General features: G+C 74.5%; 11 protein-coding genes and 1 tRNA gene. 9 read left to right on the forward strand and 3 right to left on the reverse strand.

Annotated elements, in window-relative coordinates; genetic code table 11:
- Positions 1 to 25: 25 nt before the first annotated feature.
- The 3 genes from GXW83_RS05825 to GXW83_RS05835 are packed head-to-tail and all read left to right on the forward strand — an operon-like array spanning position 26 to position 4,568.
- Positions 26 to 871: a xanthine dehydrogenase family protein subunit M gene (locus GXW83_RS05825; protein ID WP_182447110.1), complete on the forward strand. Its 846-nt coding sequence runs from the start codon at positions 26 to 28 to the stop codon at positions 869 to 871.
- Positions 868 to 2,151, forward strand: coding sequence for a 2Fe-2S iron-sulfur cluster-binding protein (locus GXW83_RS35255; RefSeq protein WP_370466565.1), 1,284 nt, complete (start codon positions 868 to 870; stop codon positions 2,149 to 2,151). The genes GXW83_RS05825 and GXW83_RS35255 overlap by 4 nt, the downstream gene beginning before the upstream one ends.
- Positions 2,148 to 4,568, forward strand: a complete 2,421-nt coding sequence (locus tag GXW83_RS05835) for a xanthine dehydrogenase family protein molybdopterin-binding subunit (RefSeq protein ID WP_182441827.1) — start codon at positions 2,148 to 2,150, stop codon at positions 4,566 to 4,568. Before GXW83_RS35255 ends, GXW83_RS05835 begins: the two co-directional genes overlap by 4 nt.
- 139 nt (positions 4,569 to 4,707) lie before the next feature.
- On the opposite strand, the gene GXW83_RS05840 is transcribed toward GXW83_RS05835, so the two are convergent.
- Positions 4,708 to 4,779, reverse strand: a tRNA-Cys gene (locus tag GXW83_RS05840).
- 367 nt (positions 4,780 to 5,146) lie between these two features.
- On the opposite strand from GXW83_RS05840, the gene GXW83_RS05845 reads away from it, so the two are divergent.
- From GXW83_RS05845 to GXW83_RS05860, 4 genes are all read left to right on the forward strand, one after another.
- Positions 5,147 to 6,559, forward strand: a complete 1,413-nt coding sequence (locus GXW83_RS05845) for an MFS transporter (RefSeq protein WP_182441828.1) — start codon at positions 5,147 to 5,149, stop codon at positions 6,557 to 6,559.
- A 122-nt stretch (positions 6,560 to 6,681) separates the two neighbouring features.
- Complete coding sequence (locus tag GXW83_RS05850; protein WP_182441829.1) at positions 6,682 to 8,466, forward strand: DEAD/DEAH box helicase; 1,785 nt, start codon at positions 6,682 to 6,684, stop codon at positions 8,464 to 8,466.
- 236 nt (positions 8,467 to 8,702) lie between these two features.
- Positions 8,703 to 9,377 carry an IclR family transcriptional regulator gene (locus tag GXW83_RS05855; RefSeq protein ID WP_182441830.1) on the forward strand — a complete coding sequence of 225 codons (675 nt, stop codon included), beginning with the start codon at positions 8,703 to 8,705 and terminating at the stop codon, positions 9,375 to 9,377.
- 112 nt (positions 9,378 to 9,489) lie between these two features.
- Positions 9,490 to 10,311, forward strand: a complete 822-nt coding sequence (locus GXW83_RS05860) for a S16 family serine protease (RefSeq protein WP_225446779.1) — start codon at positions 9,490 to 9,492, stop codon at positions 10,309 to 10,311.
- A gap of 10 nt (positions 10,312 to 10,321) precedes the next feature.
- Here GXW83_RS05860 and GXW83_RS05865 read toward each other — a convergent pair whose 3' ends face one another.
- Positions 10,322 to 10,807 (reverse strand): Lrp/AsnC family transcriptional regulator, encoded by a 486-nt coding sequence (locus tag GXW83_RS05865; protein WP_225446780.1) that lies wholly within the window; start codon positions 10,805 to 10,807, stop codon positions 10,322 to 10,324.
- 149 nt (positions 10,808 to 10,956) lie between these two features.
- Between GXW83_RS05865 and hppD the strand changes: the two genes are divergently transcribed.
- Together hppD and GXW83_RS05875 are read left to right on the forward strand one after the other, a co-directional pair.
- Positions 10,957 to 12,063: a 4-hydroxyphenylpyruvate dioxygenase gene (gene hppD / locus GXW83_RS05870; protein WP_182441831.1), complete on the forward strand. Its 1,107-nt coding sequence runs from the start codon at positions 10,957 to 10,959 to the stop codon at positions 12,061 to 12,063.
- Between the two features lie 132 nt (positions 12,064 to 12,195).
- Complete coding sequence (locus tag GXW83_RS05875) at positions 12,196 to 13,587, forward strand: FAD-binding oxidoreductase (protein ID WP_182441832.1); 1,392 nt, start codon at positions 12,196 to 12,198, stop codon at positions 13,585 to 13,587.
- Between the two features lie 18 nt (positions 13,588 to 13,605).
- On the opposite strand, the gene GXW83_RS05880 is transcribed toward GXW83_RS05875, so the two are convergent.
- Complete coding sequence (locus tag GXW83_RS05880; RefSeq protein ID WP_182441833.1) at positions 13,606 to 14,205, reverse strand: hypothetical protein; 600 nt, start codon at positions 14,203 to 14,205, stop codon at positions 13,606 to 13,608.
- Positions 14,206 to 14,208 lie beyond the last annotated feature (3 nt).

The following is a 14,208-nucleotide window of genomic DNA, read 5'->3' on the forward strand; positions in this document are numbered from 1 at the left end:
TGGGACACAGGTGAACCAAACGATCATGCTCCCGTCCTCGCTGGACGAGGCCGTCGCGGCACTGGCGGCCTCGCCCGCCGCCGTGCCCGTGGCCGGCGGGACCGACCTCATGGGCGCCGTCAACGCGGGTCTGCTGCGCCCGATGGCACTGATCGGGCTGGGACGCATCAACGAGCTGCGCGGCTGGCAGTACCAGGACGGCTCGGCGCAGCTCGGCGCCGGACTCACCCACGCCCGCATGGGCCGCCCCGACTTCGCCGCGCTGATGCCCGCCCTGGCCGCCGCCGCCCGCACCGCCGGCCCGCCGCAGGTCCGCAACGCCGGGACGCTGGGCGGCAACATCGTCACCGCCGACCCGGCCGGGGATACCCTGCCGGTGCTGGCGGCGCTGGAGGCGTCGGTCACCCTGGTCGGCCCGGAGGGCGCCCGCGAGGTCCCGGTCAGCCACCTGCTCACCGGCCTCGACCCGCTGCGCGGCGGCGAACTCCTCGGCTACGTGCGGATTCCGCTGCTGCACGCCCCGCAGGTGTTCCTCAAGGCCACCAACCGGACCGGGCCCGCCCGGGCCTCCGCCTCGGTCGCGCTGGTGCTGGACCCGGCCCGGCGCGCGGTGCGCTGCGCGGTCGGCGCGGTCGCCCCGGTGCCGCTGCGGCCGCTGGAGGCCGAGCAGTGGGTCTCCGGCTGCATCGACTGGGACGGCGACCGGGCCATAGACCCCGCTGCCGCGGCGGCCTTCGGCGAGTACGTCGCCTCGGCCTGCGTCCCGGAGCCGCCCGGCGGCCCGGACGGGGGGGCGGCCGTCACGGTCGCCCGGCTGCGTCGTACCGTGGCTGTACTGGCCCGCCGCGCACTCGGGAGGGCGCTCGCGTGACTGACTTTCTGGCAACTTCGGCGATGACCGCGCCCGCCTCCGGCAACGGCGGTTTTGGTACGGACGAGTCGCCCCGGGCCTCGTACACGCTGCGGGTCAACGGGGTGGAGCGGCCGGTCGCGGACGCCTGGATCGGCGAGAGCCTGCTGTACGTGCTGCGCGAGCGGCTCGGCCTGGCGGGCGCCAAGGGCGGCTGCGACCAGGGCGAGTGCGGCGCCTGCTCGGTGCAGCTGGACGGCCAGCTGACGGCGGCCTGCCTGATCCCCGCGGCGCTGGCGGCGGACAGCGAGATCCGCACCGTCGAGGGGCTCGCCGACGACGGCACCGCCTCGGACGTGCAGCGGGCGCTGGCCGGGAGCGGCGCGGTGCAGTGCGGCTACTGCGTGCCCGGCCTGGCGATGGCCGTGCACGACCTGCTGGAGCGCAACCACCAGCCGACCGAGCTGGAGTCCCGCGAGGCGCTGTGCGGCAACCTGTGCCGCTGCACCGGATACCGGGGCGCGCTGGCGGCCGTGCAGGCGGTGGCGCAGAGCCGGGCGGAGCAGGCGGAGGCCGACGCCGAGCCGGACGAGAGCACCGCTCCGGTCGCGGAGCAGCAGTCTCCCCAGCCCCCGGCGTCCGGACTGCCGCTGCCCAAGCAGTCGGCCTCCGAACCGCTGCCGTCCGAGCAGCTGCCGTTCGAGCCGCAGCCGTCCGGTGTGCCGCAGGCCGCCGAGGAGCCCTCGGCGGTCGGCCCCGGCCAGCCGCCCCACCCGGAGCAGCAGCCCTACCCGGCCGGTCCCGCCGGCTACCCGGAGCCGGGCTACCCGGCCGACCAGGGCTACCCCGGCGGCCCGCCCTACCCGGGCGAGCAGCCCTTCACCGGCGACCAGTTCCCCGGCGAGCAGTTCTCCGGTGACCCGTTCACCGGCGAGCAGCCGTTCCCGGGCGGACCGTTCACCGGCGAGCAGCCCTTCCCCGAGCCGCAGTTCGCCGGGCACGGACACGGCCAGGCACACGGCCAGGCGCAGAGCCACAGTCAGAGCCAGGGCCACGGCCAGGCGCAGAGCCAGGGCCACGGCTACGGCGGCCAGGCCCCGTACGTCGAGCTGCCGCAGCAGCAGGGCCCGCCCGAGGACCGGCCGCAGCCGCAGGGCCCGCCCGAGGACCGGCCGCAGCCGCAGTACGAGTACCAGCCCACCACCGGTGTGTACCCGGACGCGGCCGGCTACGGCGCCGACCCCGGCACGTATGCCGTGCCGCACCAGCAGACCCCCGCCGCCCCGGAGGCCGGAGCATGACCACCCCAGCCAGCGAAGGCGAGAGCCTGGGGCCCCTCCCCGGCGTACCGCAGGGCGCCCCCGGCAGCGCGACCGGCGCCGCCCTGGGCACGGTGGTCGGCGCCGCCCCCGCCGCCTCGGCGACCCTGGCCGGGCTGCCGGAGCAGAAGTCCTCCGACAACGGCCTGGGCTCCTCGCCGATGCGCGCCGACGCCCTGGCCAAGACCATGGGCGTCTACCCGTACGCCGCCGACCTGTGGGCCGAGGGCCTGCTCTGGGGCGCGGTCACCCGCTCCCCGTACGCCCACGCCCGGATCGTGTCGGTGGACATCGGCCCGGCCCTGGCCGTCCCCGGCGTGCACGCCGTGGTCACCGCCGCCGACCTGCGCCCGGGCCCGGCGGGCCTGCCCGACGGCGCGCCCAGCGGGCCGATCGCCCAGGACCGGCCGGTGTTCGCGGTCGACGTGGTGCGCCACCACGGCGAGCCGGTCGCCGCCGTGGCCGCCGACCACCCCGACACCGCCCGGCTCGCCGCGGCGGCCGTGGTCGTCGTCTACGAGCCGCTGGAGCCGCTGACCGACCCCGAGCAGGCGTTCGCCGCCCCGGCGATCCACCCCGACGGCAACCTCTTCCGCCACCTGCCGGTGCGCTTCGGCGACCCGGAGGCGGCCGGGGCGGTCGTGGTCGAGGGCCTGTACCGGGTGGGCCGCCAGGACCCGGCGCCGATCGGCGCCGAGGCGGGCCTGGCCGTGCCGCGCCCGGACGGCGGCGTGGAGCTGCACGTCGCCAGCACCGACCCGCACGGCGACCGCGACCGGGCCGCGCACTGCCTGGGGCTGGAGCCGGACCGGGTCCGGCTGGTCGTCAGCGGCGTCCCCGGCGCCACCGCCGACCGCGAGGACGTCGGCTTCCAGGTGGCCCTGGGCCTGCTGGCGATCCGCACCGGGCACCCGGTGAAGATGGTGCTGACCCGCGAGGAGTCCTTCCTGACCCATGCGCACCGCCACCCGGCGCTGCTGCGCTACCGGCACCACGCCGACGTCGAGGGCCGGCTGGTGAAGGTCGAGGCGCAGCTGCTGCTGGACGGCGGCGCGTACGCCGAGGTGTCCAGCGAGGCGCTGGCGGCGGCCGCCGCCCTGGCCGCCGGGCCGTACGTGGTGCCGCACGTCTTCGTGGACGCCTGGGCGGTGCGCACCAACAACCCGCCGGCCGGGCGGATGCGCGGCGAGGGCGCGCTGCAGACCTGCTTCGCCTACGAGTCGCAGCTGGACCAGCTGGCGGCCGCGCTCGACCTGGACCCGCTGGAGATCCGCCGCCGCAACGCCATGTCCACCGGCGACCTGCTGCCCACCGGCCAGGCCGTGACCTGCCCGGCGCCGGTCCGCGAGCTGCTGGACGCGGTCGCCGCCGAGCCGCTGCCGCCGTTGCCGGTGGACCAGCCGGACGACGAGTGGCTGCTGCCCGGCGGCCCCGGCGGCGCGGGCGATCCGGCCGCGGTGCGGCGCGGCATCGGCTACGCCGTGGGCATGGTGCACATGCTCGGCGCGGAGGGCGCCGACGAGGTCTCCACCGCGTCGGTACGGGTCACCGGCTCGCAGGCGTCGGTGATGTGCACGGCCGTGGACACCGGCACCGGCTTCTCAACGCTGGCCCGGCAGATCGTCCAGGACGTCCTGGGCGTCACCGACGTCTACATCGCGCCGGTCGACACCGACCAGCCCGCCGCCGGGCCCTCGGCACGCGGACGGCAGACCTGGGTGTCCGGCGGCGCCGTCGAGCGCGCCGCGCTGATGGTCCGGCACCAGCTGCTGCAGCCGCTGGCGGTGCAGTTCGGCATGTCGCCGGAGCTGCTCACCATCAGCGACGGCAAGATCACCTCCTACGACGGGGTGCTCGGCATGCCGGTGCTGCAGGCCCTGGAGGACAAGGACCTGTGGGCCACCGCGCAGTGCCGCCCGCACCCGACCGAGCCGCTGAACCCGGAGACCGGGCAGGGCGACGCCTTCGTCGGGCTGGCGTTCTGCGCCATGCGCGCGGTCGTGGACGTGGACGTGGAGCTGGGCACGGTACGGGTGGTGGAACTGGCCGTGGCGCAGGACGTCGGCCGGGCGCTGAACCCGGAGCAGATCGCCGCCCGGATCGAGGCCGGGGCGACCCAGGGCCTGGGCCTGGCGCTGATGGAGGAGCTGGTCAGCGACGGCGGACGGATCGTCAACCCGTCCTTCACCCGCTACCGGCTGCCGACCGCGCTGGACGCCCCCGAGGTGCGGATCGCGGCGCTGCTGGAGGAACGCGACGTGGTCGCGCCGTTCGGCGCCAAGGCGGTCGGCGCCGCCCCGGCGGCGGTCTCCCCGGCGGCGGTGGCGGCGGCGGTGCGGGCGGCCACCGGCCGACCGGTGAACCGGCTGCCGATCCCGCCGGAGGACATCGCGGGGTGAGCGGGGCGCGGGAGCGCGCACGAAAAGGTCCGGCCACTGCGATGGCCGGACCTTTTCTGTTTTCTCTCCCGAATGCGCGGGAATTGCACGCCGAATAAAGGCGTGCGCAATTCCCGCGCATTCCTGGTTGTTCCTTCGGAGGCCATGACCGGATTCGAACCGGTGTAAACCGCTTTGCAGGCGGTCCCCTGAACCACTCGGGCACACGGCCGTGCGGCGACCGGGACGGTCGCGCAGGTGTTGGGCGGGGTGGGTGTCAGACCCTCAACAGGCCGGACAGGAGGCGGCGGAACAGCGACACGCCGCGCCGGTACAGGGGGTGGCGCAGGCGGCGTACGGCGCGGTGCGCTCGGCCTTCCTGTCCATCGGAACACCCCTGTCGTCGGCAGTTCTCCCCGGCCGCTCCGGCCGTTGAATTCACTGTACGCGAATACGCCCCCCGGCCGTCAATACTTTCCGTGAATTGATTGCGGGTGCGAGCGGCCGTCGGCGGCCCGCCGGTCCTACGCCGTCCGGCCCAGGCGGCATCCGCCGCAGGACAGGGGTCAAACCGAGCTGCGGGCCTTACCATAGCTCCGGTGACCACCCCAGCCCCCGGCTCGACGAAGCCGTCCGAACCCGTTCCGCCGGCCGTCCCCGACCCGGACACCGGCGGGGTGCTCAGCGGCCGCTACCGCGCGCTGACCCTCGGCATCGTCTCCTGCGTGCTGCTGGTCGCCTTCGAGGCCACCGCCGTCAACACCGCCATGCCGGTCGCCGCCCGCGCCCTGCACGGCCTGGGGCTGTACGCCTTCGCCTTCTCCGGCTACTTCACCGCCAGCCTGCTGGCGATGGTCGTCTCCGGCGAGTGGGCCGACAAGCGCGGCCCGCTCGGGCCGCTGGCGGCCGGCATCGGCACCTTCGGCGTGGGCCTGGTCGTCGCCGGGACCGCGCAGTCCATGGGGATCTTCGTCGCCGGGCGGGCGGTCCAGGGCCTCGGCGGCGGGCTGCTGATCGTGGCCCTGTACGTGGTGGTCGGCCGCGCCTACCCGGAGCGGCTGCGGGCGTCGGTCTTCGCGGCCTTCTCCGCCTCCTGGGTGCTGCCCTCGATCGTCGGCCCGGTGATCTCCGGCACGGTCACCCAGCACCTCGGCTGGCGCTGGGTGTTCCTGTCCATCCCGGTGCTGGTGCTGCTGCCGGTGGTGCTGATGCTGCCGCAGCTGCGACGGCTGCAGGCCGAGGACGCCGGGGAGCGCAGCTGGGCGCTGGACCGCCGCCGGATCCTGCTCGCGGTCGCGCTCGCGGCCGGCGCGGGCCTGCTGGAGTACGCCGGGCAGCTGCTCGACCCGCTGGCGCTGCTCCCGGCCGCCGCCGGGCTGCTGCTGCTCGTCCCGGCCGTGCTGCGGCTGCTGCCGCGCGGCACCCTGCGCGCCGGGCGCGGCCTGCCGACGGTGATCCTGCTGCGCGGGATGGCCGCCGGGAGCTTCTTCGCCGCCGAGGCGTTCATTCCGCTGATGCTGGTCACCCAGCGCGGCCTGTCGCCGACGCTGGCGGGGCTCTCGCTCACCAGCGGCGGCCTCAGCTGGGCGCTGGGCTCCTGGATCCAGGGCCGCCCGGGCGCGGACCGGCACCGGGCCCTGCTGATCCGCTGCGGCCTGGTGATGTCGGGGCTGGCCATCGCCGGGGCCGGGCTGGCGCTGCTGCACTCCGTCCCGGCGTACGTGGTCGCCTGCGCCTGGGCGGTCGGCGGCGCGGGCATGGGGATGACCGTCTCCTCGGTCGGGGTGCTGATGCTGGGGCTGTCCGCGCCCGAGGAGACCGGCGAGAACTCCGCCTCGCTGCAGGTCAGCGACGCCCTCGGGAACGTGCTGCTGACCGGCGTGGCCGGGGCGCTGTTCGCCGCCCTCGGCACCGGCTCGCCGCGCGGCTTCGGCGCCGTCTTCGCCACCATGGCCGCCGTCGCCCTGGCCGCCGCCGTCCTCTGCTCCCGCGCCCGGCCCCGGCCCAGGTGAGCGCGCTGCCGCCCGCCGGACACGCGGATGACATCGCGGCGGCGGGCGCCGCCGGTAGGCTGGGCGGGTTGTCCGAAGACCGTCTGTGACACCTGTCCTGCCGCCGACCCAGCCCGGAGACCGTGAGTACCGCAGCCGCCTCCCACCATCTGTCCCCCGCCTTCCCCGGCCGGGCCCCCTGGGGCACCGCCGGGAAGCTCCGCGCCTGGCAGCAGGCCGCGATGGAGCGCTACGTCGAGCAGCAGCCGCGGGACTTCCTCGCGGTCGCCACCCCCGGCGCCGGGAAGACCACGTTCGCGCTGACGCTGGCGTCGTACCTGCTGCACAACCACGTCGTGCAGCAGATCACCGTGGTCGCCCCGACCGAGCACCTGAAGAAGCAGTGGGCCGAGGCCGCCGCGCGGATAGGGATCAGGCTGGACCCGGGCTACAGCAGCGGACCGCTGTCGCGCGACTACCAGGGCATCGTCGTCACCTACGCCGGTGTCGGGGTCAACCCGATGCTGCACCGGAACCGGGTCGAGCAGCGCAAGACCCTGGTGATCATGGACGAGATCCACCACGCCGGCGACTCCAAGTCCTGGGGCGAGGCCTGCGCCGAGGCGTTCGAGCCGGCCACCCGCCGGCTCGCGCTCACCGGCACGCCGTTCCGCTCCGACACCAACCCGATCCCCTTCGTCAGCTACGAGGCCGGCAACGACGGCATCCGCAAGAGCGTCGCCGACTACACCTACGGCTACGGCCATGCCTTGGCCGACCACGTGGTCCGGCCGGTGATATTCCTGTCGTACAGCGGCAACATGCGCTGGCGCACCAAGGCCGGGGACGAGGTCGCCGCCCGGCTCGGCGAGCCGATGACCAAGGACGCCGTCGCCCAGGCGTGGCGCACCGCGCTCGCGCCGCAGGGCGAGTGGATGCCGAACGTGCTGCGCGCCGCCGACCGGCGGCTGACCGAGGTCCGCAAGGGCATCCCGGACGCGGGCGGGCTGGTCATCGCCACCGACCAGAACGTCGCCCGGGCCTACGCCAAGATGATCCGGGAGATCACCGGCGAGGGCGTCACGCTGGTGCTGTCCGACGAGGCCGAGGCGTCCCAGCGGATCTCCGACTTCTCCGAGGGCACCCAGCGCTGGATGGTGGCCGTGCGCATGGTCTCCGAGGGCGTGGACGTGCCCCGGCTGGCCGTCGGCGTGTACGCCACCTCCATCTCCACACCGCTGTTCTTCGCCCAGGCCGTCGGCCGCTTCGTCCGGGCCCGCAAGCGCGGTGAGACCGCCTCGGTGTTCCTGCCGTCCGTGCCCACGCTGCTGACCTTCGCCAACGAGATGGAGATCCAGCGCGACCACGTCCTGGACCGCAAGAAGACCAAGGAGGACGGCCTCTTCGACGAGGAGGACGCGCTGCTCGCCGAGGCCGAGAAGACCAAGGACGAGGCCGACGGCGGCATGGACGACCTGCCCTGGGAGGCACTGGAGTCGGACGCGGTCTTCGACCGGGTGCTGTACGACGGCAACGAGTTCGGCATGCAGGCCCACGCGGGCTCCGAGGAGGAGGAGGAGTACCTCGGCATCCCCGGCCTGCTGGAGCCCGACCAGGTGCAGATGCTGCTCCAGCGGCGGCAGACCCGGCAGATCCAGCGCAGCAAGGCCAGGCCCGCCGAGGAGGCCGACCTGATCGAGCTGCCCGCCGAGAAGCGCCCGGTGGTCACCCACAAGCAGCTGCAGGAACTGCGCAAGGAGCTGAACGGCCTGGTCGGCGCCTGGCACCACCGCACCAACCAACCGCACGGCACCATCCACAACGAGCTGCGCCGGGTCTGCGGCGGGCCGCTGACCGCGCAGGCCACGGCGGGCCAGCTGCAGGCGCGGATCAAGAAGATCCAGGAGTGGGCCACCCGCGTGTCGTGACCGCCGCCGCCCGGAAGCCCGGCCGGTCCCGCCGCCCGGCCGCGCTTCCTGACAGCAGGCTGGGGAACCGGACGCGGAACGGTAACGGTTCCGCTGCTGCTTCTGTCCGGTTTCCCCGTCTTGTCCGGGTCGTTGGCAACGATCGTGACCGAATTCTGGACGGCCCCTTCCGCAGAGCGGTACTCCCTGGCTAGCGTCCCCGCCACAGTCACCACCGGCGGAAGGGAACGCGCGCCGTGACCGCCGAGACCTCGCAGACCCTGGACCGGGGCGTCCGGGTGCTCAAGCTGCTCGCCGACTCCGAGCGCGGCCTGACCGTCACCGAGCTGGCCGCCCGGCTGGAGGTGAACCGGACCGTCGTCTACCGGCTGCTGGCCACGCTGGAGCAGCACGGGCTGGTGCGCCGGGACCTCGGCGGCCGGGTCCGGGTCGGGCTGGGCGTGCTGCGGCTGGCCAACCGGGTGCACCCGCTGCTGCGCGAGGCGGCGCTGCCCGCGCTGCGCGGCCTCGCCGAGGACCTCGGCGCCACCGCCCACCTGACCCTGGTGGACGGCGCGGACGCGCTGGTGGTGGCCGTGGCCGAGCCCAGCTGGACCGACTTCCACGTCGCCTACCGGACCGGGCTGCGGCACCAGCTGGACGACAACGCCGCCGGACGCGCCATCCTGGCGGCCCGGGCCCTGCGCTACGGCGGCCACTACGGCGACCGGCCCGACGGGCAGCCGGACCCGGGCTTCACCGTCAGCGGCCCGGACGAGCGCTCCGGCGCCTCGGGCGCGGCGGCGGCGCTGCCGGGGCTGACCGGCATCGAGGGCAGTGTGGGCGTGGTGCTGCTGGGCGGGATGGTCCCGGAGCGGGTCGGCCCGAGGGTGGTCGAGGCCGCCGCGCAGGTGGCCGAGGCGCTGCGCTGAGGCCGCACCGCACGCCCGCGCCTGCCGCCGGGCCGGTCGCCGGGCCCGCACCGGGCGCGGATTCCGCGAGCCGACCGGCACGCGCGGCGGCGGGTGTGTTTGGATTCCGGGTGTGTCGTTCTCTCTGTCTGCGCTTCCCCGCCGCCCGCTGATCCTCGCTCTGTGCACGGCCGTGGTCGCGGCGCTGGTCGCCGTCGCCGCGTTCGTGCCGCTGCCGTTCACGATCATGTACCCGGGGATCACCGTGAACACCCTCGGCGGCTACGACGGCCAGAAGGTGATCACCATCACCGGGCACCCGCTCCGGCAGACCAGCGGCGAGCTGCGGATGGTGACGATCGCGGCCACCCCGCCGCAGGACTCCGTCTCCATCGGGGCCGCGCTGCGGGCCTGGCCCGACCCGAGCGAGGCGGTGGTGCCCCGGGACGCGGTCTACCCGGCGGGGCAGTCGGTGGCGCAGGTCAACGCCGTCAACCAGCAGGAGATGACCGACTCGCAGGACGCCGCCACCACGGCCGCGCTGGACTACCTCAAGCTGTCCCCGTCCACGGTCAAGGTGCAGCTCAGCCTGGCCGGCGTGGGCGGGCCCAGCGCCGGGCTGCTGTTCACCCTGGGGATCATCGACGAGCTGGACGGCAACGGCACCGGCAAGCCGGGCGCGGCCGGGGACCTCACCAACGGCGCGACCATCGCCGGCACCGGCGAGATCGACGGCTCGGGCGCGGTCTCGCAGGTCGGCGGGGTGGCGCTGAAGACCAAGGCGGCCGCGCGGGACGGCGCGACGGTGTTCCTGGTCCCGCAGGCCGAGTGCGGCGACGCCGAGGCGGGCCTGCCCAAGGGGCTGCGGCTGGTCCCGGTGACCAGCCTGCAGGACGCGCTGAGCGCGCTGCACGCGCTGCAGACCGGCACGGGCACCGTCCCGTCCTGCTCCTGACCCGGCCGGTTCAGCCCGCCGCCGCAGCCGACGCGGCGGCCTCCGCGACCAGCGGCAGCACCCGGTAGGGCACCGGGTTCTCCAGGGCGATGGCGGTGGAGGCGCGGACGATCCCGTCGAAGCCGACCACCAGGTCGATCACCCGCTGCAGGTCGGCATTGGAGCGGGCGACGATCCGGCACAGCATGTCGCCCATGCCGGTGATGGTGTGCAGCTCCAGCACCTCCGGCACCGACGCCAGGTGCGCCCGGACGTCCGCGCCCTGCCCCTGGGAGATCTCCAGCGTGGCGAAGGCCGTCACCGGGTAGCCCAGCGCGCCCGGGTCCAGCTCCGGCGCGAAGCCCCGGATCACCCCGCGCGCCCGCAGCCGGTCCAGCCGCGCCTGCACCGTCCCCCGCGCCACCCCCAGCCGCCTGGAGCATTCCAGCACGCCGGGGCGCGGATCCTCGGCGAGCATGGCGAGCAGCGCGCCGTCCAGCTGGTCGATTCCGGACACCGGGCCTCCTGACTGGGCAGTGTGTCCAGTGATTCTCGCCGATCACTGGGCCGTCCGTACAGCATGCGCAGCGTTTCGCGGCACAGTTGCGCAGCCGTGCCAACAGCGCGACGGTACGCGCATCCGCAGTTCACCCACCGGAGGACGCCATGACCGATGAATTTCCCGTCAAGGGGATGGACGCGATCGTCTTCGCCGTCGGCAACGCCAAGCAGGCCGCCCACTACTACTCGACCGCGTTCGGCATGCGGCTGGTGGCGTACGCGGGTCCGGAGACCGGCGAGCGCGAGACGGCGTCCTGGGTGCTGGAGTCCGGCAGCGCCCGGTTCGTCTTCACCTCGGTGGTCAAGCCGGTGACCGAGCGCGGCGTGTTCCTGGAGCGGCACGTCGCCGAGCACGGCGACGGCGTGGTCGACCTGGCCATCGAGGTCCCCGACGTGCACGCGGCCCACGCCTACGCCGTCGCGCACGGCGCGCGCTCGCTGGAGGAGCCGTACGAGCTGAAGGACGAGCACGGCACGGTGGTGCTCGCCGCCATCGCCACCTACGGCGAGACCCGGCACACCCTGGTCGACCGCAGCGGCTACGACGGCCCGTACCTGCCCGGCTACGCGGCCCGCACCCCGATCGTGGAGCCCCCGGCGCGCCGCTTCTTCCAGGCCGTCGACCACTGCGTGGGCAATGTCGAGCTGGGCCGGATGAACGAGTGGGTGGAGTTCTACAACCGGGTCATGGGCTTCACCAACATGAAGGAGTTCGTCGGCGACGACATCGCCACCGAGTACTCCGCGCTGATGTCCAAGGTCGTCGCGGACGGCACCCGCAAGGTGAAGTTCCCGCTGAACGAGCCGGCCGTGGCCAAGAAGAAGTCGCAGATCGACGAGTACCTGGAGTTCTACGGCGGCCCCGGCGTGCAGCACCTGGCCCTGGCCACCAACGACATCGTCGCCACCGTCCGGGACATGCGCGCGGCCGGCGTGCAGTTCCTGGACACCCCGGACAGCTACTACGACACGCTGGGCGAGTGGGTCGGCGAGACCCGGGTGCCGCTGGACCGGCTGCGCGAGCTGAAGATCCTGGCCGACCGGGACGAGGACGGCTACCTGCTGCAGATCTTCACCAAGCCGGTCCAGGACCGGCCCACGGTCTTCTTCGAACTCATCGAGCGGCACGGCTCGATGGGCTTCGGCAAGGGCAACTTCAAGGCGCTGTTCGAGGCCATCGAGCGCGAGCAGGAGCTGCGCGGCAACCTGTAGCCGCCCCCGGTACCGCCCCGGTACCGCGACTCCCGGGGCAGGACTGGACGGGCCCCTCCCGGCGTGGCTGGATGGACCCGGGCCGTGTCCGCCCGGCCGCCCGGGCCGGAGAGTCGTACGAGGAGCGAGACGATGAGCGAGCGATCTGAGCCGTCGGAGCCGCAGCGCCTGGTGGAGCTGCTCCGTGCGGGCCTGCCGGAGGGGGCGGTGGTCGTCGACCCGGACGTCACCGACGCCTACCGGCACGACATGGCCGGCTTCTGCGAGGCCGGAGCCCCGGCGGTGCTGGTCTTCCCGGACACCGTCGAGCAGGTCCAGCACGTGATGCGGACCGCGACCGCGCTGCGGGTGCCGGTCGTCCCGCAGGGCGCGCGCACCGGGCTGTCCGGCGCGGCCAACGCCGTGGAGGGCTGCATCCTGCTCTCGCTGGTGCGGATGAACCGCATCCTGGAGATCGACCCGGTCAACCGCACCGCGGTGGTCGAACCGGGCGTGATCAACGCCGAGCTGTCCCGGGCCGCCGCCAAGTACCGGCTCAGCTACCTTCCCGACCCGTCGAGTTGGGAGAGCTGCACCATCGGCGGCAACATCGGCACCGGCTCCGGCGGCCTGTGCTGCGTCAAGTACGGCGTCACCGCCGAGTACGTGCTCGGGCTGGACGTCGTCCTCGCCGACGGCGAACTGCTGCGGACCGGGCGGCGCACCGCCAAGGGCGTCGCCGGGTACGACCTGACCCGGCTGATCGTCGGCTCCGAGGGCAGCCTGGGCGTGGTCGTCCGGGCCGTGCTGGCGCTGCGGCCCACCCCGCCGCCGCAGTTGGCGCTGGCCGCCGAGTTCCCCAGCACCGACGCCGCCTGCGCCGCCGTCTGCACCATCATGGAGTCCGGGCACACGCCCTCGCTGATGGAGCTGATGGACACGGTGACCGTACGGGCCGTCAACTCCCTTGCCAAGATGGGTCTCCCGGACTCCACAGCGGCGCTGCTGCTGGTCGCCTTCGACACCGTCGACCCGGCCACCGACCTCGCCGCCGTCACCGACCTGTGCCGGGCCGCGGGCGCCACCGAGGTCGTCCCGGCCGCCGACAGCGCCGAGTCCGACCTGCTGCTGCAGGCCCGCAGGCTGGTGCTGACCGCGATGGACGCGCTCGGCACCACCATGGTCGACGACGTCGCCGTGCCCCGCAGCGCGCTCGCGCCCATGCTGCGCGGCGTCGCCGAGATCGCCGAGCGCTTCGACCTGACCATCGGCACCTGCTGCCACGCGGGCGACGGCAACACCCACCCGGTGGTGGTCTTCGACGCCGACGACCAGGACGAGGCGGCCCGCGCCCGCGCCTCCTTCGACGAGATCATGGCGCTGGGGCTGGAGCTCGGCGGCACCATCACCGGCGAACACGGCGTCGGGCTGCTGAAGAAGGACTGGCTGGCCCGCGAACTCGGGCCGCTGGGGCTGGAGTTGCAGCGCCGGGTGAAGGCCGCGTTCGACCCGCTGGGCCTGCTCAACCCGGGCAAGGTGCTGTAGCCGCCGCGCGGTGCGGGCTCACGGACCCCAGGTCTGCACCATGGGGGCGTGGCCGTTCCAGGTCACGTAGAAGATCGAGTCGGCGGTGCCCTGGTCGAAGTCCACCCGCAGCCAGTCGTCGCCGGTCCAGGTGTGCATGGACCAGCCGGTGTCGGCGGTGGCCGAGACCAGGCTCGCCGACGACGCCCCCATCGCCACCACGATCCGGCCGCCCGGCCGGGTGTAGCTCTGGATGTCCCCGCTGTCGGAGACCCCGGCCCCGCCGGTACCGCCCGAACTGCTGTTACTGCCCGAGCTGCTGGTACCGCCGGTACCGCCGGTACCGCCGGTGCTGCCGGTGCCGCCCGCGCCGCCCGGGCTGTGCCGGGGCGCCGGGCTCCGGGACGCCTGCGCGGTGGCCGAGGCGCCCGGCGTCGGCTGCGCCCGCTCCGAGGCCGAACCGATCGCGGTCGGCAGCGGCGGCGCCGCCGGCGAGCCCGCGGCCTGCACCGCCACCAGCATCCGCGGCTGCTCGTACGAGGAGTCCCCGAGCACCCGGTGCACCCCGAGCCAGGCCACGGACACGGCCGCCGCCGTCGCCGCCGCCCACGCTCCCGCCCGGACCGGACCCATTCGCACCCG

The sequence above is a fragment of the Streptacidiphilus sp. PB12-B1b genome (assembly GCF_014084125.1).
Classification (GTDB): Bacteria; Actinomycetota; Actinomycetes; order Streptomycetales; family Streptomycetaceae; genus Streptacidiphilus.

Excerpts from the sequence above, each read along its gene's own strand:
- GXW83_RS05825 (WP_182447110.1), top strand. The coding sequence starts at position 26 with ATGCTCCCGTCCTCGCTGGACGAGGCCGTCGCGGCACTGGCGGCCTCG.
- GXW83_RS05835 (WP_182441827.1), top strand. The coding sequence starts at position 2,148 with ATGACCACCCCAGCCAGCGAAGGCGAGAGCCTGGGGCCCCTCCCCGGC.
- hppD (WP_182441831.1), top strand. The coding sequence starts at position 10,957 with ATGACCGATGAATTTCCCGTCAAGGGGATGGACGCGATCGTCTTCGCC.
- GXW83_RS05875 (WP_182441832.1), top strand. The coding sequence starts at position 12,196 with ATGAGCGAGCGATCTGAGCCGTCGGAGCCGCAGCGCCTGGTGGAGCTG.